Origin of the sequence: Kosakonia sp. N21 (assembly GCF_050587465.1) — a bacterium.
Lineage (GTDB): Bacteria > Pseudomonadota > Gammaproteobacteria > Enterobacterales > Enterobacteriaceae.
This window is the reverse complement of sequence record NZ_JBOBHR010000002.1, coordinates 528,033-546,624: the sequence shown is the minus strand read 5'-3', so window position 1 is coordinate 546,624 and position 18,592 is coordinate 528,033. Positions and strand designations below refer to the sequence as shown.

14 protein-coding genes are annotated in these 18,592 nt (G+C 56.5%); 11 read left to right on the top strand and 3 right to left on the bottom strand.

From position 1 onward, the window contains the following. Window positions 1-145 precede the first annotated feature (145 nt). The 4 genes from phoB to proY all read left to right on the top strand — a co-directional run bounded on the left by phoB (window position 146) and on the right by proY (window position 5,319). A complete protein-coding gene (gene phoB, locus ACQ3G7_RS06290) occupies window positions 146-835 on the top strand; it encodes a phosphate response regulator transcription factor PhoB (RefSeq protein WP_007373472.1) in 690 nt (229 codons plus the stop codon). A gap of 21 nt (window positions 836-856) precedes the next feature. Then, window positions 857-2,155, top strand: coding sequence for a phosphate regulon sensor histidine kinase PhoR (phoR, locus tag ACQ3G7_RS06285; protein ID WP_430889217.1), 1,299 nt, complete (start codon window positions 857-859; stop codon window positions 2,153-2,155). A gap of 407 nt (window positions 2,156-2,562) precedes the next feature. Then, complete coding sequence (gene brnQ, locus ACQ3G7_RS06280) at window positions 2,563-3,882, top strand: branched-chain amino acid transporter carrier protein BrnQ (RefSeq protein WP_263097831.1); 1,320 nt, start codon at window positions 2,563-2,565, stop codon at window positions 3,880-3,882. An 84-nt stretch (window positions 3,883-3,966) separates the two neighbouring features. Beyond that, window positions 3,967-5,319 carry a proline-specific permease ProY gene (gene proY / locus ACQ3G7_RS06275; protein WP_263097830.1) on the top strand — a complete coding sequence of 451 codons (1,353 nt, stop codon included), beginning with the start codon at window positions 3,967-3,969 and terminating at the stop codon, window positions 5,317-5,319. A 76-nt stretch (window positions 5,320-5,395) separates the two neighbouring features. On the opposite strand, the gene ACQ3G7_RS06270 is transcribed toward proY, so the two are convergent. Then, complete coding sequence (locus ACQ3G7_RS06270) at window positions 5,396-6,334, bottom strand: 2-hydroxyacid dehydrogenase (RefSeq protein ID WP_430889216.1); 939 nt, start codon at window positions 6,332-6,334, stop codon at window positions 5,396-5,398. A gap of 231 nt (window positions 6,335-6,565) precedes the next feature. Here ACQ3G7_RS06270 and malZ point away from each other — a divergent pair, with 231 nt between their 5' ends. The 3 genes from malZ to ACQ3G7_RS06255 are packed head-to-tail and all read left to right on the top strand — an operon-like array spanning window position 6,566 to window position 12,491. Next, window positions 6,566-8,383, top strand: a complete 1,818-nt coding sequence (malZ, locus tag ACQ3G7_RS06265) for a maltodextrin glucosidase (RefSeq protein WP_430889215.1) — start codon at window positions 6,566-6,568, stop codon at window positions 8,381-8,383. A 53-nt stretch (window positions 8,384-8,436) separates the two neighbouring features. Further along, window positions 8,437-11,118, top strand: coding sequence for a DUF2339 domain-containing protein (locus ACQ3G7_RS06260; protein WP_430889214.1), 2,682 nt, complete (start codon window positions 8,437-8,439; stop codon window positions 11,116-11,118). Then, a complete protein-coding gene (locus tag ACQ3G7_RS06255; protein ID WP_430889213.1) occupies window positions 11,115-12,491 on the top strand; it encodes a DUF3999 domain-containing protein in 1,377 nt (458 codons plus the stop codon). The genes ACQ3G7_RS06260 and ACQ3G7_RS06255 overlap by 4 nt, the downstream gene beginning before the upstream one ends. 54 nt (window positions 12,492-12,545) lie before the next feature. Here ACQ3G7_RS06255 and ACQ3G7_RS06250 read toward each other — a convergent pair whose 3' ends face one another. Next, window positions 12,546-13,148, bottom strand: coding sequence for a peroxiredoxin C (locus ACQ3G7_RS06250; RefSeq protein WP_263097825.1), 603 nt, complete (start codon window positions 13,146-13,148; stop codon window positions 12,546-12,548). A 167-nt stretch (window positions 13,149-13,315) separates the two neighbouring features. Beyond that, a complete protein-coding gene (acpH, locus tag ACQ3G7_RS06245) occupies window positions 13,316-13,897 on the bottom strand; it encodes an ACP phosphodiesterase (protein ID WP_430889212.1) in 582 nt (193 codons plus the stop codon). Window positions 13,898-13,989: 92 nt separating this feature from the next. Between acpH and queA the strand changes: the two genes are divergently transcribed. From queA to secD, 4 genes are all read left to right on the top strand, one after another. Beyond that, window positions 13,990-15,054 carry a tRNA preQ1(34) S-adenosylmethionine ribosyltransferase-isomerase QueA gene (gene queA / locus ACQ3G7_RS06240; protein ID WP_430889211.1) on the top strand — a complete coding sequence of 355 codons (1,065 nt, stop codon included), beginning with the start codon at window positions 13,990-13,992 and terminating at the stop codon, window positions 15,052-15,054. Window positions 15,055-15,235: 181 nt separating this feature from the next. After that, window positions 15,236-16,363: a tRNA guanosine(34) transglycosylase Tgt gene (tgt, locus tag ACQ3G7_RS06235; protein ID WP_263097822.1), complete on the top strand. Its 1,128-nt coding sequence runs from the start codon at window positions 15,236-15,238 to the stop codon at window positions 16,361-16,363. A gap of 21 nt (window positions 16,364-16,384) precedes the next feature. After that, complete coding sequence (yajC, locus tag ACQ3G7_RS06230; RefSeq protein WP_061497239.1) at window positions 16,385-16,717, top strand: preprotein translocase subunit YajC; 333 nt, start codon at window positions 16,385-16,387, stop codon at window positions 16,715-16,717. Window positions 16,718-16,744: 27 nt separating this feature from the next. Then, a complete protein-coding gene (gene secD, locus ACQ3G7_RS06225; RefSeq protein WP_430889210.1) occupies window positions 16,745-18,592 on the top strand; it encodes a protein translocase subunit SecD in 1,848 nt (615 codons plus the stop codon).

Genomic DNA, 18,592 nt, shown 5'->3' with positions numbered 1-18,592 from the left:
GGGACATAACCTGACGAAAATAGGGACTGTCACAGAGCACTTGCTGGGGTCATCTGGCGGTCATGTTATTCATAAATCTGTCATAAAACTGACGCATAATGGCGCCGCTATATATATTGATGACTTAAATAAGACAGGGCAAATTATGGCGAGACGAATTCTGGTCGTAGAAGACGAAGCTCCAATCCGGGAAATGGTGTGCTTCGTGCTCGAACAAAATGGTTTTCAACCGGTGGAAGCTGAAGATTATGACAGTGCGGTGAACCAACTTAATGAACCCTGGCCCGATCTTGTTTTACTGGACTGGATGTTGCCTGGCGGTTCCGGTATTCAGTTTATTAAACACCTGAAACGTGAAGCGATGACCCGTGATATTCCGGTCATGATGCTGACGGCGCGCGGCGAAGAAGAAGATCGCGTACGCGGTCTGGAAACCGGGGCAGATGACTACATTACCAAACCTTTCTCACCCAAAGAGCTGGTGGCGCGCATTAAAGCTGTGATGCGCCGCATTTCGCCGATGGCGGTGGAAGAGGTGATCGAAATGCAGGGCCTGAGCCTTGATCCTTCCTCTCACCGCGTCATGACCGGTGAAAATCCCCTGGATATGGGGCCGACAGAGTTTAAACTCTTACACTTCTTTATGACCCATCCGGAACGCGTATACAGCCGTGAACAGCTGTTGAACCACGTATGGGGAACCAATGTGTATGTTGAAGACCGGACGGTGGATGTGCATATTCGTCGTCTGCGCAAAGCGCTGGAACACAGCGGCCACGATCGTATGGTGCAAACAGTGCGCGGCACGGGTTACCGTTTTTCGACCCGTTTCTGACATTTAACAGGAGTGTGACGCGTGCTGGAACGGCTGTCATGGAAAAGGCTGGTGCTGGAGCTCCTCCTTTGTTGTATCCCCGCCTTGATTCTCGGCGTCATGTTCGGTTACCTGCCGTGGTTTTTACTGGCTGCGGTAACCGGGTTGTTGATCTGGCACTTTTGGAATTTACTGCGTCTTTCATGGTGGTTATGGGTCGATAAAAGTATGACCCCGCCGCCGGGTACAGGGAGCTGGGAGCCGCTGTTATACGGGCTGCACCAGATGCAGATGCGTAATAAAAAGCGCCGTCGTGAGCTGGGAAGCCTGATTAAACGCTTTCGCAGCGGCGCGGAGTCGCTGCCGGATGCGGTGATCCTCACCACCGAAGAGGGGGCGATTTTCTGGTGTAATGGCCTGGCGCAACAGGTGCTGGGTTTGCGCTGGCCGGACGACAGCGGGCAGAATATCCTTAACTTGCTGCGCTACCCGGAATTTACGCAGTATCTTAAAAAACAAGAGTTTAGCAAGCCGCTGAATCTGGTGCTCAACACCGGTCGCCATCTGGAAATCCGCGTGATGCCTTACAGCGAGGAACACCTGCTGCTGGTGGCCCGCGACGTCACGCAAATGCATCAACTGGAAGGGGCGCGGCGCAACTTTTTTGCCAACGTCAGTCATGAACTGCGCACGCCATTAACGGTGCTGCAGGGCTACCTGGAGATGATGCAGGAGCAGACGCTCGAAGGCGCGCCGCGGGAGAAAGCGCTGCATACCATGCGCGAACAAACCTCGCGAATGGAAGGACTGGTGCGCCAGTTACTGACGCTTTCGAAGATTGAAGCAGCGCCGACCTTGCCGCCGAATGAAACCATTGATGTGCCAATGATGCTGCGGGTCGTGGAGCGGGAAGCGCAAACCCTGAGTCAGCAGAAGCATCACTTCCATTTTGAAGTTGATAACGCGTTGAAAGTGCTGGGAAATGAAGAGCAACTGCGCAGCGCGATTTCCAACCTGGTCTACAACGCCGTGAACCACACGCCAGCAGGAACGGAGATTACCGTGCGCTGGCAGCGCGTGCCGCTGGGGGCGGAATTCAGCGTCGAAGACAACGGCCCCGGCATCGCCGCTGAACACATTCCTCGTCTCACTGAGCGTTTCTATCGCGTGGATAAAGCCCGTTCCCGGCAGACTGGCGGGAGTGGTCTGGGGCTGGCGATCGTGAAACATGCGGTGAATCATCACGAAAGTCGCCTCGAAATTGTCAGTACTCCCGGCAAGGGAACGCGCTTTAGCTTTGTTCTGCCGGAACGTCTGGTTGCCAAAAAAGCCGCGTCCTGACGCGTCTGTCAGCTTATCTTTCCAGCGGCCTGTATCAACAGGCCGCTTATTCCGATGTTTTCTCCCCCCTGAAACGTATTTTGTACGCATGCTGCTTTTTTGTTCGCATGATCAGCCATGTGTTTTTCTTATAATTGGAGTTATTAACTACTATTAATTGTATGGATAGTATAACCATCTGGTTTTGCGATCCCACCTTGCCTTTAAACGTTATAAGCGTTTAAATTGCGCCCCGTATATTGTCAGACCAACTGTATTTGCGTGGTAAATCGAAAAACTATTCTTCGCTACGCAATGCATAGAGCATTTCCCGCTGACTTTCTGCGACATTGGCGCGGTATCGTCCGGTTGGGAAAGGCGAAAAAAACATCATTTTTACGACACCACATCCACAGGCAGTAAAAAATATGACCCATCACTTAAAACCACGCGACATTGTTGCTCTGGGCTTTATGACATTTGCCCTCTTCGTCGGCGCAGGTAACATCATTTTTCCTCCCATGGTTGGTTTGCAGGCCGGTGAACACGTCTGGACGGCGGCGCTGGGCTTTCTGATCACCGCTGTGGGCTTACCGGTGCTTACCGTTGTCGCGCTGGCGAAAGTCGGCGGTGGCGTGGACAGCCTGAGCACGCCGATTGGTAAAGTGGCGGGCGTCTTGCTGGCGACGGTGTGCTATCTGGCGGTCGGGCCGTTGTTCGCCACGCCGCGTACGGCGACGGTGTCGTTTGAAGTGGGTATCGCGCCGCTGACTGGCGAAGGTGCAATGCCGCTGCTGATTTACAGCGTGATCTATTTTTCTCTGGTGATCCTGATTTCCCTCTATCCGGGCAAACTGCTGGATACCGTAGGCAATTTTCTTGCGCCGCTGAAAATTATCGCACTGACTATTCTCGCTATCGCGGCGATTATCTGGCCGGCCGGTCCTATCAGCCATGCGCTGGAAGCCTACCAGACTGCGCCGTTCTCAAACGGTTTCGTCAATGGCTATCTGACCATGGATACGCTGGGAGCCATGGTGTTTGGCATCGTGATTGTCAATGCAGCGCGTTCGCGCGGTGTCACCGAAGCCCGTTTGCTGACCCGTTATACGGTGTGGGCGGGGCTGATGGCGGGCGCAGGGTTGACGCTGCTGTACCTGGCGTTGTTCCGTCTCGGTTCCGACAGCTCTGCGCTGGTTGAGCAGTCGGCTAACGGCGCGGCCATTCTGCATGCTTATGTTCAGCATACCTTCGGCGGCGCAGGCAGTTTGCTGCTGGCGGCGTTGATTTTTATTGCTTGTCTGGTGACGGCGGTTGGCCTGACCTGTGCCTGTGCGGAGTTCTTTGCGCAGTATCTGCCGCTCTCTTACCGCACGCTGGTCTTTATTCTGGGCATCTTCTCCATGGCGGTCTCCAACCTGGGGCTGAGCCATCTGATTCAGATCTCTATTCCGGTGCTGACCATGATCTACCCACCGTGCATCGTACTGGTGGTGCTGAGCTTTACCCGCTCTTTATGGAACAGTTCCACACGCGTTATTGCACCGGCCATGTTTATTAGTCTGCTTTTTGGTATCCTTGACGGCGTGAAAGCGTCTGCGTTTGCAGAACACCTTCCGGCCTGGACCCAGCGTTTGCCGCTGGCGGAACAGGGACTGGCCTGGCTGATGCCAAGTCTGGTGATGGTGGTTCTGGCGGCAGTCTGGGATCGCGCCGCAGGTCGGCAGGTCACTTCCAGCGCCCATTAATCGCGGCAAACACGGCTTGTTTAACCACGGGGTAGCGCACTCCGTGGTTTTTTATTTTTGTGTTGAATAATGGCAGTGGAAACGATGGAAAGTACTAATAAGCTAAAGCGTGGGCTAAGCACCCGGCACATTCGCTTTATGGCGCTGGGTTCGGCAATTGGCACCGGCCTGTTTTACGGCTCCGCAGATGCAATCAAGATGGCTGGCCCAAGCGTGTTGCTGGCCTACATTATTGGTGGTGTGGCTGCGTATATCATTATGCGCGCACTGGGCGAGATGTCCGTGCACAACCCTTCCGCCAGCTCCTTCTCTCGCTATGCTCAGGAAAACCTCGGCCCGCTGGCCGGCTATATCACCGGCTGGACGTACTGCTTTGAAATCCTGATTGTCGCCATTGCCGATGTCACCGCGTTTGGTATTTACATGGGCGTCTGGTTCCCGACGGTGCCGCACTGGATTTGGGTGCTGAGCGTGGTGCTGCTTATCTGCGCCATCAACCTGATGAGCGTCAAAGTCTTCGGCGAGCTGGAGTTCTGGTTCTCCTTCTTTAAAGTCGCCACCATTATCATCATGATCGTGGCCGGTTTCGGCATCATTATCTGGGGGATCGGCAACGGCGGGCAGCCGACCGGGATCAGCAATTTATGGAGCCACGGTGGTTTCTTCAGCAATGGCTGGCTGGGCACGGTGATGGCGCTGCAAATGGTGATGTTCGCGTATGGCGGCATCGAGATTATCGGTATCACCGCCGGGGAAGCGAAAGATCCGGAGACGTCGATTCCGCGCGCTATCAACTCGGTGCCGATGCGTATTCTGGTGTTTTACGTCGGTACGCTGTTTGTGATCATGTCGATTTACCCGTGGAACCAGGTGGGTACTGACGGAAGCCCGTTTGTACTGACCTTCCAGCATATGGGCATTACCTTTGCCGCCAGTATCCTCAATTTTGTGGTGCTGACCGCCTCGCTCTCGGCGATTAACAGCGATGTGTTTGGTGTGGGGCGTATGCTGCACGGGATGGCTGAGCAGGGCAGTGCGCCGAAGATGTTCGCCAAAACGTCGCGCCGCGGGATTCCCTGGGTGACGGTGATGGTGATGACCATCGCGCTGCTGCTGGCGGTGTACCTGAATTACATCATGCCGGAGAATGTTTTCCTGGTGATCGCCTCACTGGCGACTTTCGCCACGGTATGGGTATGGATCATGATTTTGCTGTCGCAGATTGGCTTCCGTCGTCGTCTGTCGGCAGAGGAAGTCCGCGCGCTGAAGTTTAAAGTTCCGGGCGGGGTGGCGACTACCGTTGTCGGCCTGATTTTCCTGGTCTTTATCATCGCGCTGATTGGCTGGCACCCGGAAACCCGCATCTCGCTGTACGTGGGGTTTGCATGGATTGTGCTGCTGCTGATTGGCTGGGCATTTAAACGCCGTAACGCGTAATTGTCGATACAAGCCCGCGCCAGCGGGCACCAGGCCGGATGGCGCAGCGCGCATCCGGCCGGTACACAAAGCGGGCTTACACGACCGGGGTTAATAATCTCCCGTCAGTAAAATAGCTGACCAGGTTATTGATGGTGAGATCCGCCATCGCCTGGCGTGTCTCCGCCGTGTTGCTGGCGATATGCGGCAGCAACACTACATTCTGTAAGTCGCGCAGCGCGGGCGGGATGTGCGGTTCCTGCTCGAACACATCCAGCCCGGCGCCGCGCAGTTTCCCTTCCTGTAACACCGCAATTAACGCCTCTGTGTCCACCACGCTACCGCGTGCGATATTCACCAGAATGCCCTCCGGCCCCAGCGCGTCCAGTACTTCGCGGTTGATAATGTGGTGCGTTTTCGCACCGCCCGGCAGGGTCAATACCAGAAAATCCACTGCGTTTGCCAGACCGACAAGGGAATCATGACGTTGCCACTGGCTGTTACGCGCCTCACGGGGGCTGAAGTAATGAATCGGCATCCGGAACGCGGCAGCGCGCTCGGCGACATCATGGCCAATGTTGCCCATCCCGACGATACCGCAGCGCTTACCGCTCATTTTCCACGCGCCCGGAAAGGCCGCATGCTCCCATTCGCCCGCCCGGGCAAAACGATCGGCGGCGCAAATTTTACGTGTCACCGCCAGCATCAACGCCAGTCCGGTATCCGCCACGCATTCGTTAAGTACGTCGGGCGTATTGCTTACGCGAATGCCACGGCTGCGGCAGGTATCGAGGTCGGTGGCATCAACGCCAACTCCGAAACCACTAATGACCTCCAGCGCCGGAAGCTGTGCAATTAACGCCGTACTGATGCCTTTTGCCGCACGGGTCAATGCACCCCGGATAAGATGCCCGCGTTCGCGCACCACCGTCTCTGCACCGGGTTGCCAGTATTGATGCACCACAAAGTGCTGTTGCAGGGTATCGATCATCGGCTGGGGGATTTCAGTAATGACGAGGATTTCAGGTTTGCTCATGCTCGCTCTCTTATCGCGCTATAGTTTTTATCAGTATAAAAACCCACCGGGGGCGAGACTTCGGGCATCGGCACGAAGCGGGCGTGAAAAAACTCACGCAAATGCCCGGTGAATATCCCGTCAGATCACATCTGCGCCCCGTCTCTCACCCCCGGAAAAAATGCGAAAGAAGGAGGCGAGACGGCAAGGGCTGTGAAAAAGTGGCGTCATTTTGAACAAAGGGGATTGTTGATGTTGAACGCATGGCACCTGCCGGTCGCGCCGTTTGTCAAACAGCACAAAGACCAGCTCATTATCACCCTCTGGCTGACGGGAACATCGCTGCCCTCGCGGGTAACGCTGCGGGTGGAAGTCGATAATGAAGAAACCCCGCTGGCGATGCATCGCGCGCGTCACACCATCGGTAATGGTGTGACCGTCTGGCGGGTGGCGGTGGATGTAAAGAGCGGGCAGCCGCGCCGCCGCTACAGCTTCAAGCTGTTGTGGCAGGATAAGCAACTGTGGTTTACCCCGCAGGGATTCAACCGCTTCCCGCCCGCCCGGCTGGAGCAGTTTGCGGTGGATGCGCCGGATAACGGCCCGCAGTGGGTAGCCGATCAGGTGTTTTATCAGATCTTCCCGGATCGTTTTGCCCGCAGCCAGACGCGCGATGCCGATCAGGATAATGTTTATTACCACCACGCCGCGGGCCAGTCGATTGTGTTGCGCGACTGGGACGATCCGCTGACGGAGGACGCCGGGGGATCCACCTTTTATGGCGGCGATCTGGACGGTATCAGCGAAAAACTGCCCTATCTGAAAAAGCTGGGCGTGACGGCACTCTACCTTAACCCGGTCTTTGTTGCGCCCAGCGTGCATAAATATGACACGGAAGATTATCGCCATGTTGATGCGCAGTTTGGCGGTGATCAGGCGTTGCTGCGCCTGCGCCACAACACGCAAGCTCTGGGGATGCGGCTGATCCTTGACGGTGTGTTTAATCACAGCGGCGATTCTCACGCCTGGTTCGACAGGCATAATCGCGGCACGGGTGGCGCCTGTCATAATCCGGACTCTCGCTGGCGTAGCTGGTTCAGCTTTGATGATCAGGGGCACGCCCGCGACTGGCTGGGTTACCCGAGCTTGCCGAAGCTGGATTACCAGTCATCGACGCTGGTTGATGAAATGTATCAGGGGGAGGACAGCATCGTTCGCCACTGGCTAAAAGCGCCGTGGAACATGGATGGCTGGCGGCTGGATGTGGTGCATATGCTGGGGGAGGATGGCGGTGCGCGTAACAACCTGCTGCACGTTGCCGGTATTGCCCGATCGGCGAAAGAGACCCAACCGCAGGCGTACATCGTCGGCGAACATTTTGGCGATGCGCGTCAGTGGCTGCAGGCGGATGTTGAAGACGCGGCAATGAATTATCGCGGCTTTACGCTGCCGGTATGGGCGTTCCTGGCGAATACCGACAACGCTTATGATCCCCAGAAAATGGATGCGCAAAGTTGCGCGGCGTGGATGGATAACTACCGTGCCGGGCTGTCGCATCAACAGCAGCTGCGCATGTTTAATCAGCTCGACAGCCACGATACGCCGCGCTTTAAGACGGTCCTGGGTAAAGATGTCGCCCGTTTGCCGCTGGCAGTGGTCTGGCTGTTTAGCTGGCCCGGTACACCCTGCATCTATTATGGCGATGAAGTCGGGCTGGATGGCGCAAACGATCCCTTCTGTCGCAAACCCTTCCCGTGGGACAAGAAACGGCAGGATACCCGCTTACTTGCCCTCTACCAACGGATGGCGAAGCTGCGCGCCCGCAGTCAGGCGCTGCGCTACGGCGGTTGCCAGGTTGTGTATGCGCAGGAAAACGTGCTGGTGTTTGTGCGCGTTTATCAGCAGCAGCGGGTGCTGGTAGCGCTTAATCGCAGCGACGCCTGTGAAGTGGTGCTGGAGGATTCGCCGCTGCTGCACGGGAAAAACTGGCGGCTTAAAGAAGGTACAGGTACGCTACAGGATGATGTGCTAACGCTACCGGCGATTAGCGCTTCTGTTTGGTCTGCCTCCTGAGCTGAAGCGCGAAAAGGGGGCTTTGCGTCTCCCCTTTAGCGAAGGCGAAGTACATGGATGGTCTTTTATTCTTCGGCGCGGTCGTGCTGTTTTTTGCTCTGGTGGTGGTGCCGATTGTGGCAATCACCGCCTGGCGTCGCAGCGTGGCCACGCAGGATGAACTCACCCGGCTGCGCCAGCGGCTGAGTGTGCTTGAACAGCGGTGGGTCAATGCGCCGGTCAACATTGATCCTGCGCCTGTTACGGCGCAGCCGTTGCCGGTTAGCGATCCTGTTGCCGTTAGCGAACCTGTTGAGGTTGTGCAACATAGCGAACCGGTGGCGGTGTCGCCCTGGGGCCGTAAAGTGGACGGCTCTGCGGCGGCTGAGATCGCGCCCGTTGCATCACCCGACGTTGTCTCACCCAAAAACGAAACCGCCTCCTGGGGCCTGGCCTCATCCCTGGCGCGCTGGTTTATGCAGGGTAATCCGCTGGCCAAGCTGGGGATTGTGCTGCTGTTTATCGGCCTCTCTTTTCTGCTGCGTTATACCGTGGAGTATTCGCTGTTCCCGCTGGAGTTGCGCCTTGCCAGCGTTGCACTGGCGGCGATGGTGCTGCTGGGGCTGGGCTGGCGTTTACGTCATAAACAGACGGTATTTGCCCTGATTTTGCAGGGGGGCGCGGTTGGCGCGCTCTATCTCACCGTGTTTGGCGCGTTCCGGCTGTGGCAAATGCTGCCGATGACGCTGGCTTTCGTTCTGCTGTTGGTGATTTGCGCGGCGAGTGTGGGGCTGGCGGTATTGCAAAAAGCGCTAAGTCTGGCGCTGCTGGCGAGTCTGGGCGGTTATCTTGCGCCGATCTTGCTCTCGACCGGCGGCGGCAGCCACATTGCGCTGTTCTCCTTCTATTTACTGCTTTCGGTTGGCATTCTCGCCATCAGCCTGTGGCAGCACTGGCGTGAGCTGAATTTGCTGGGCATGTTCTTCACCTTCGGCGTTGCCGGCGTGTGGGGAATGCAGAGTTATCGCCCGGAATTTTACCTGAGCTGCCAACTGTTCCTGATCGCCAATATTGTTATTTTCGGCGTGTTAAGCGTGGTGTTATCCCTGCGTGCGCAGCGGCGGGGCGAACGTATTATTGATGGCGTATTGCTGTTTGCGCCGCCGCTGGCGGGCTTCGGTATGCAGTACGCTATCACGCAGCACTGGGCCTACGGCCCGGCCTTTAGCGCCCTCGGTTTCGGTCTCTTTTACCTGGCGCTGGCTTCACTGGCGCTGAAGCGTTATCCGACCACGGCGAAACCACTGGTGCTGGCAGCGCTGGCGCTGGGCGGCGCGTTTGCCACGCTGGCGATTCCGCTGGCGCTGTCGGCGCGCTGGACATCCATGGCCTGGGCACTGGAAGGGCTGGGGATCGTATGGCTCGGCGTGCAGCAGAACCAGCGACGCATGAGCTACAGCGGCACGGCCTTATTGCTACTGGCGTTGTTCAGTGCGCTGTGGGCTGCGGCGGATGGTCTGCCTGCGCTCTCGGTGCTGATGATTTTCGCCGTACTGAGCGGCTGCTGGCTGGCAGGGGCGCTGTTGTGGCGCGGTATGCGGCGCGAAGTCAGCTGGCTGTTGCTGGCGGGCGGCATTCTGTTCTGGATCATCGCTCTGGGTGGCGCGGCGAAACGGATGCTGGTTGCCGATGCGCATGCCGCGTTTGCGGTGCTGGCGCTTCTGTCTGCATCCGTCTGGCTGTGGCGAGCGGCGCAGCAGCGTTTGCGCTGGCCAGAGCTGGGCTATGCCCGCTGGTTGCTGTGGCCCGCAATGGCGATGGCGCTGCTGTATCAGATTACCGTGCAGGGGCATATTCTGGCGGGCGGATGGCAAAACCTGGCCTGGTGCATCGCGTTGCCTTCGGCGCTCATTCTGCTGTACCGGGATAACGAAACGGTGCCTGTGCGTGTGTCGCAAGGGCTGCATATTTCGCTGTTCTGGCTGTTGCTGCTGGCAGCGGGTAGCGAGCTGTGGTGGTTTGTCGGATCGCTTGGCTGGGGCTTTGAACCGTGGCGTGCCGGTTTGCCGATGGCGGCGGGCGGTATCGTGATTGCGCTGGTGATGGCGGCGATCCGCAGAGAGATGTGGCCGGTGCGTGTCTGGCCTGCATTGTATGGCGCGCTGGCGCTGTTGCCACTGATCCCGCTACTCTTCGGATACTTGCTCTATGCCAACCTGGGGGACGGCGTGGTGAGAGAACTGGCGTACCTGCCGCTTATCAACCCACTGGAAGAGGGCGCGGCCTTTGCGTTGCTGGGGTTGTGGCTCTATAGCCGCTTTGCTGAAACACACTATTCGGCGTGGGTACCACAGGTATGGCGAGCACGCCCGTGGGCGATCGCGGCGCTGGCTTTCTGGTGGCTCAATGGCGCGTTATTACGTGCGCTGGCCTGCTACGGAAACGTGACGTGGGATGCCGGTAGTTTGTGGCAGTCGCGGTTGATCCAGACTTGTTTCGCTCTGTTCTGGATGTTGATTGCGCTGGTGGTGATGATCCATGCTACGCGTCATTCCAGCCGTCGGCAGTGGTTGTGCGGCGGCGTTTTGCTCGGTGTCGTGCTGCTCAAACTGATGCTGGTGGACAGTGCCGGTGGTGGTGGGCTGGCGCGGGCGATTGCCTTTATTGGCGTGGCCGTGCTGGTGTTGATTGTCGGTTATTTTTCGCCGCTGCCGCCCAGGGCTGCAACGGAGCAGGAAAAGGGAGAAAAACAATGAGAGGGGTATTCGCATTACTGGCGGTGGCGTTGATGGGTTGCGCATTGCCCGCGTTAAGCGGCGAAGAGATCCCCGAGGCCCCGCAAGATTATGCCTGGGGGGCGGCGCTGGATCTGCCGGAGACCGCATCCTGGTATCGCGTCGATCTGCCATTGGATGTCTATGCCCAAAGCACATGGCCGGATCTGCGCGATGTGCGGATCTTTAATCATGATGGCGAACGGGTGCCGTTTACTCTGGAGACGCAGAAAACCGCCGTGGCTGAGCCTGCGCCGATCCCGCTACGGCTTTTCCCGCTGGATGCCTCTCCGGTAGAAACGGAGAGCGAAGGGCAAAGCGTGGTGCGTTTGCGGTCTGCCAGCGGGATTGATATCCGCATTGAAGGGGAGACGGCGAAACGCGTCGGCCAGAGCTATTTATTGGCGTTGCCGGAAAATCTGCCGCAGAGTTTTACGCTGGCGCAGTTGAAACTGGCATGGGATGCGCCAGTTAAAAACTGGCAGGGCAAGGTGTCGCTGTTTTATAGCAGCAATATGCGTGACTGGGATCTGCTGCAACAGGACTCGCCGGTGATGGAACTGACCAGCGGCACTGATCGGTTGACGCTTGACCAGATTACCGTCAATCAAACGTTCTCTGCCGACGGTGTACGTTACCTGCTGATGGTGTTTGACACGCCGCAACTGCCGGTCACGATAACGCACGCCAGCGCGACGCTGGGGAGCGAACCGACGCCGCTAGAGCAAGTGCAAATGGCCGGGGAGGGGCAGCGGATTTCCTCCAGCGAAGCGCACTATCAATGGACGCAACCGCAGCCGTTGAGCGCGCTGTCTGTGACGCTTGCGGACGACGGCGTGTTACCGGTGGAGATCAGCTGGCGTAGTGCCGTGAACGCCCCCTGGCGCAGCCTGACTAAAACGGTGCTGTGGCAGCTAAACGGGCAATCCTCCGCCCCTGTGCCAATGCCGGATGAACCGGTGCAGGCGGTGCGGATTGTGACGCTGGATGCCCGCTTACCGGCATCGTTGCCGCAGGTGAACGGTAGCCGCGATCGGCAAACGGTACTGTTTAATGCGCAGGGCAAAGGGCCGTTTATGCTGGCATGGGGCAATAAGGCCGCACAGCCCGCAGCGGTAACGCTGGATGCGTTGATCCCACTGGCGTTGCGTAAACAAATCGATGTGGAGGCAATACCGCAAGCGCAGCCTCAGGCGCGCGCGACGCTGGGTGGCGACGTGCGGCTGACAGCGACATCCCCTGCGGAACGGCAGGCAATGTGGAAAACGCTGCTGGTGTGGGGTGTGCTTGTGCTGGGCGTGGCAGCGCTGGTATGGATGGCGCTGCGCATCTGGCGGGAAGCGAAACCGCGTTAGTTTCCCGGTGACAAAAAAGGCCCGCATGCGGGCCTTTTAGCAAAACGTTGCCGGTTACAGGCTGGAGACGTTTTCGCTCAGGTATTTCGCGACGCCGTCCGGAGAGGCGTTCATCCCTTCTTTGCCTTTTTCCCACTGTGCCGGGCACACTTCGCCGTGCTCTTCGTGGAACTGCAGCGCATCAACCATACGCAGCATTTCATCAATGTTACGTCCCAGCGGCAGGTCGTTTACCACTTGGTGACGAACGATGCCGTCTTTGTCGATCAGGAAGGAGCCGCGCAGAGCAACGCCAGCGTCCGGATGTTCAATACCGTAGGCTTTCTGGATTTCACGTTTGATGTCAGCAACCATCGCGTATTTCACCGCGCCGATACCGCCTTTATCCACCGGCGTATTACGCCATGCGTTGTGAACAAACTCGGAATCGAAAGAGACGCCAACCACTTCTACGCCACGGCTTTGGAACTCGGCATAGCGTTTGTCGAAGGCGATCAGTTCAGACGGGCAAACGAACGTGAAGTCCATCGGCCAGAAGAACAGCACGGTGGCTTTACCGTGGGTGTGCTGTTTGAAATTGAAGTTTTCAACGATTTCACCGTTGCCCAGTACGGCGGCAGCAGTAAAGTCCGGGGCCTGACGAGTCACCAGTACCATAAGTACTCCTTTGATTTACAAGGTTAATAGAACGCAACGCGGGGGATTATAGGGAGAGGTGACGGCCTGCTCAAAGTGCCACTGCCAATCGTTGAGATAGGTTTTGGCTATTGAACGGTTCTTTTTTATCGTTATAAAGATAATGGCGATGGGAAAAAGCGCAAGCGTTATAACGACCGGGCACTCGCCTGAGCGATCATTCGTGGGTAGAAATCCCAGAATAACCGCTCGAGCAGCGCATAATTGGCGTCCAGATCCTGCCAGGAAGCGCGCAGCGCTTCAAGGCGTGGGCGGCGGTTGGCCATGCCGTTGAGTACGTTCTGAATAAAGTGCATTTCACGGTAGCGCTCCATCCAGCGTTCTGACCACAGGTAATTGTTCAGATTGACGAAACGCGGCGGGGAATCGGGCAGGATGGTAGCCACCTGCGCGTGGGCGTAACGGATGAAGTCATCCAGCGGAAAATCCGGCGATACCTGCGCCCAATGGCGCGACAGGAAGTGATCCCACATCACATCGAGAGTGATAGGCGCGACCCGGCGTGTTAGCGGGCGGAAGGCTTCACGGGCAATTTTCACTTCCGGTAGATTGTCGGTCATCACATCGATACGGCGATGCAGATGAATACCGTCGACGATCGCTTGCGGGTAGAGGTTTTCCGGATTGCCGCGCACAAAATCCGCCAGCAGGTTACCGGGAAGGGAGCTGTCAGCCAGATGGGCAAGGTGCAGGTGTGCTAAAAAGTTCATCTCTATTGTTTATCCAAAAGCGGCTAACGGTTGCAGCGAAGGGGCGTGGGCACTAGACTACCCGCCTCTTAAATATGTATCGAGTTAGTGTCATGCGCGTTGCCGATTTTTCCTTTGAATTACCTGAATCCCTGATTGCCCATTACCCGCAGCCCGAGCGCAGCAGTTGCCGCTTATTGTCGCTGGATGGCCCAACAGGCGCGCTGACGCATGGTACTTTCACCGATTTACTCGATAAGCTCAACCCCGGCGATCTGCTGGTGTTCAATAACACCCGCGTTATTCCGGCGCGTCTGTTTGGCCGCAAAGCCAGCGGCGGCAAGATTGAAGTGCTGGTTGAGCGCATGCTCGATGATAAACGTATTCTGGCGCATATCCGCGCCTCTAAAGCGCCGAAACCCGGAGCAGAACTGTTGCTGGGTGATGGGGAAGATATTCAGGCAACCATGGTGGCGCGCCACGACGCGTTATTCGAAGTGGAATTCCATGATGAACGACCGGTGCTGGATATTCTCAATGCCATCGGCCATATGCCGTTGCCGCCGTATATCGACAGACCCGATGAGGACGCCGATCGCGAGCTGTATCAGACCGTTTACAGCCAGAAACCCGGTGCGGTAGCTGCACCGACAGCGGGCCTGCATTTTGATGAACCTTTGCTGGCGCGTCTGCGCGAAAAAGGCATTGAAATGGCCTTTGTCACCCTGCATGTCGGGGCCGGGACTTTCCAGCCCGTGCGCGTTGACAGCATTGAAGACCACATCATGCATTCCGAGTACGCTGAAGTGCCGCAGGAGGTTGTGGACGCAGTGCTGGCGGCAAAAGCCCGCGGCAACCGTGTGGTGGCGGTCGGCACCACCTCTGTGCGCTCGCTGGAAAGCGCCGCGCAGGCGGCGAAGGATGCGTTGATTGCCCCGTTCTTCGGCGATACGCAGATCTTTATCTATCCGGGGTATCAGTACCAGGTGATCGATGCGCTGGTCACCAATTTCCATTTGCCTGAATCGACGCTGATTATGCTGGTTTCCGCTTTCGCCGGTTATCAACACACCATGAATGCGTACCACGCCGCAGTTGCGGAGAAATATCGCTTTTTTAGTTACGGTGATGCGATGTTTATCACGTACAATCCGCAAGCTCTTTTAGAGCGTCCTTGATAAGGCTATTTTACTTGCCATTTTGGACCTGGGTAGTGCTCGCACAACATGTGTGCGTTGCCCGCGTCCAGAAAGGCTGCGCCAATAACGCCTTGCGTGCGGATTGGTCAATTCGACGTTGTGGAGTGATTCCGCAACAGGTTAGTTATCATCAGACTGTTTCTCTGATGCTGGAGAAGAAATGAAATTTGAACTCGATACTACCGACGGGCGCGCGCGCCGTGGCCGTCTGGTGTTTGAGCGTGGCGTTGTGGAAACGCCGGCATTTATGCCTGTGGGCACTTACGGCACCGTAAAAGGGATGACGCCGGAAGAAGTGGAAGCGACTGGTGCGCAGATCATTCTGGGCAATACCTTCCATTTGTGGCTGCGCCCGGGCCAGGAAATTATGAAGCTGCACGGCGATCTGCACGATTTTATGCAGTGGAAAGGGCCGATCCTCACCGATTCCGGCGGCTTCCAGGTCTTTAGCCTTGGCGACATCCGTAAGATCACCGAAGCGGGTGTTCATTTCCGCAACCCGATCAATGGCGATCCGATTTTCCTCGATCCGGAAAAATCGATGGAGATTCAATACGATCTCGGTTCCGATATCGTAATGATTTTCGACGAATGCACGCCTTACCCGGCAGAGTGGGACTATGCAAAGCGCTCCATGGAGATGTCTCTGCGTTGGGCGAAGCGCAGCCGTGACCGTTTTGATGGGCTGGGAAATAAAAATGCGCTGTTTGGCATTATCCAGGGCAGCGTTTACGAAGATTTACGCGATATCTCTGTCAAAGGTCTGGTAGAGATTGGCTTTGATGGCTACGCTGTCGGCGGTTTGGCTGTTGGCGAGCCGAAAGAAGACATGCACCGCATTCTGGAGCACGTCTGCCCGCAGATCCCGGCAGACAAACCACGATACCTGATGGGCGTGGGGAAACCGGAAGATCTGGTTGAAGGTGTGCGTCGCGGTATTGATATGTTTGACTGCGTTATGCCGACGCGTAACGCCCGTAATGGCCATCTGTTTGTGACCAATGGCGTGGTGAAAATCCGTAACGCGAAATATAAAAGCGATACCGGCCCGCTCGATCCCGAGTGTGATTGCTATACATGTCGCAATTATTCGCTCGCCTACTTGCATCATCTTGATCGTTGCAACGAAATATTGGGCGCGCGTCTCAACACCATTCATAACCTGCGGTTCTATCAGCGCTTAATGGCTGGTTTACGCAAGGCTATTGAAGAGGGTAAATTAGAGAGCTTCGTAGCGGATTTTTACCAACGTCAGGGTCGACCGGTTCCACCTTTGAACGTTGATTAATTTAATAATGAGGGAATTTGAATGAGCTTTTTTATTTCTGATGCGGTAGCCGCAGCAGGCGCGCCGGGACAGAGCAGCCCGATGTCTCTGATCCTGATGCTGGTTGTGTTCGGTCTGATTTTTTACTTCATGATCCTGCGCCCGCAGCAAAAACGCACCAAAGAGCATAAAAAGCTGATGGACTCCATCGCGAAGGGTGATGAAGTGCTGACCAACGGTGGCCTGGTGGGTCGCGTAACCAAAGTAGCGGAAACCGGCTACATTGCTATCGCGCTGAACGACACCACTGAAGTGGTCATCAAACGTGACTTCGTAGCTGCCGTTCTGCCGAAAGGCACCATGAAGGCGCTGTAATCTATCGTTTTCCCAAAGGGAACTGCCGTGTTAAACCGTTATCCTTTGTGGAAGTACATCATGCTGGTCGTCGTGATTATCGTCGGCCTGCTTTACGCACTTCCCAACCTGTATGGTGAGGATCCGGCTGTTCAGATCACTGGCGCGCGCGGCGTCGCCGCCAGTGAGCAAACGCTGATCCAGGTCCAGAACGATCTACAAAAAGAAAAAATCAACGCGAAGTCTGTGGCACTGGAAGAGGGCGCGATTCTTGCTCGCTTCGATTCTACCGATACGCAGCTCCGTGCCCGCGAAGTACTGGTCAGCGCGTTAGGCGACCAATACGTTGTGGCGCTTAACCTTGCGCCGGCAACCCCGCGCTGGTTGACCTACATTAAAGCCGAACCGATGAAACTCGGCCTCGACTTGCGTGGCGGCGTGCACTTCCTGATGGAAGTCGACATGCAAACGGCGCTTGGCAAATTGCAGGAACAGAATATCGACAGCCTGCGCAGCGATCTGCGCGATAAAGGCATTCCTTACACCACAGTGCGTAAGGAAGATAACTATGGCCTGAGCATTCAGTTCCGCGACAGCGCGGCGCGCGATCAGGCGAACGCTTATCTGACAAACCGTCACCGCGATCTGGTTATCTCCAACCAGGGCGACAACGTACTGCGCGCAGTGATGAGCGATGCGCGTCTGAGCGAAGCGCGCGAATACGCGGTTCAGCAGAACATCAACATCCTGCGTAACCGTGTTAACCAGCTCGGCGTTGCCGAACCGCTGGTGCAGCGCCAGGGTGCTGACCGTATTGTGGTTGAACTGCCGGGTATTCAGGATACTGCGCGTGCTAAAGAGATTCTGGGCGCGACCGCAACGCTGGAATTCCGTCTGGTTAACAGCAGTGTGGATGCTTCCGCAGCCGCCGCTGGCCGTGTACCGGGCGATTCTGAAGTCAAACAGACGCGTGAAGGTCAGCCGGTTGTCCTGTACAAACGCGTGATCCTGACCGGTGACCATATCACCGACTCAACCTCAAGCCAGGATGAGTACAACCAGCCGCAGGTCAACATTTCGCTGGATAGCGCGGGCGGTAACATCATGTCTAACTTCACCAAGGACAACATCGGCAAGCCGATGGCGACCCTGTTCGTGGAGTACAAAGACAGCGGTAAAAAAGATGCTAACGGTCGTGCGGTGCTGGTGAAACAGGAAGAGGTGATTAACATCGCCAATATCCAGTCTCGCCTTGGCAACAGCTTCCGTATTACGGGGATTAACAATCCGAACGAAGCACGCCAGCTGTCGCTGCTGCTGCGCGCTGGTGCGTTGATTGCGCCGATTCAGATTGTTGAAGAGCGCACAATTGGCCCAACGCTGGGTTCACAGAACATTACTCAGGGTCTGGAAGCCTGCCTGGCGGGTCTGGTGGTCTCCATCATCTTTATGATCTTCTTCTATAAGAAGTTTGGTCTTATCGCGACCTCTGCGCTGGTGGCTAACCTGGTATTAATTGTCGGTATTATGTCCTTGTTGCCTGGCGCAACGCTGACCATGCCGGGGATTGCGGGGATCGTGCTGACGCTTGCGGTGGCGGTGGACGCCAACGTACTGATAAACGAACGTATTAAGGAAGAGCTGAGCAACGGTCGTTCGATCCAGCAGGCTATCCACGAAGGTTATCAGGGCGCGTTTTCGTCTATTTTCGATGCGAACATCACCACGTTGATCAAAGTGCTTATTCTTTACGCGGTAGGTACGGGGTCAATTAAAGGGTTTGCGATCACTACCGGTATCGGTGTGGCGACCTCGATGTTCACCGCCATTGTCGGTACCCGTGCCATCGTCAACCTGTTGTACGGCGGCAAACGCATTAACAAGCTGTCTATCTGA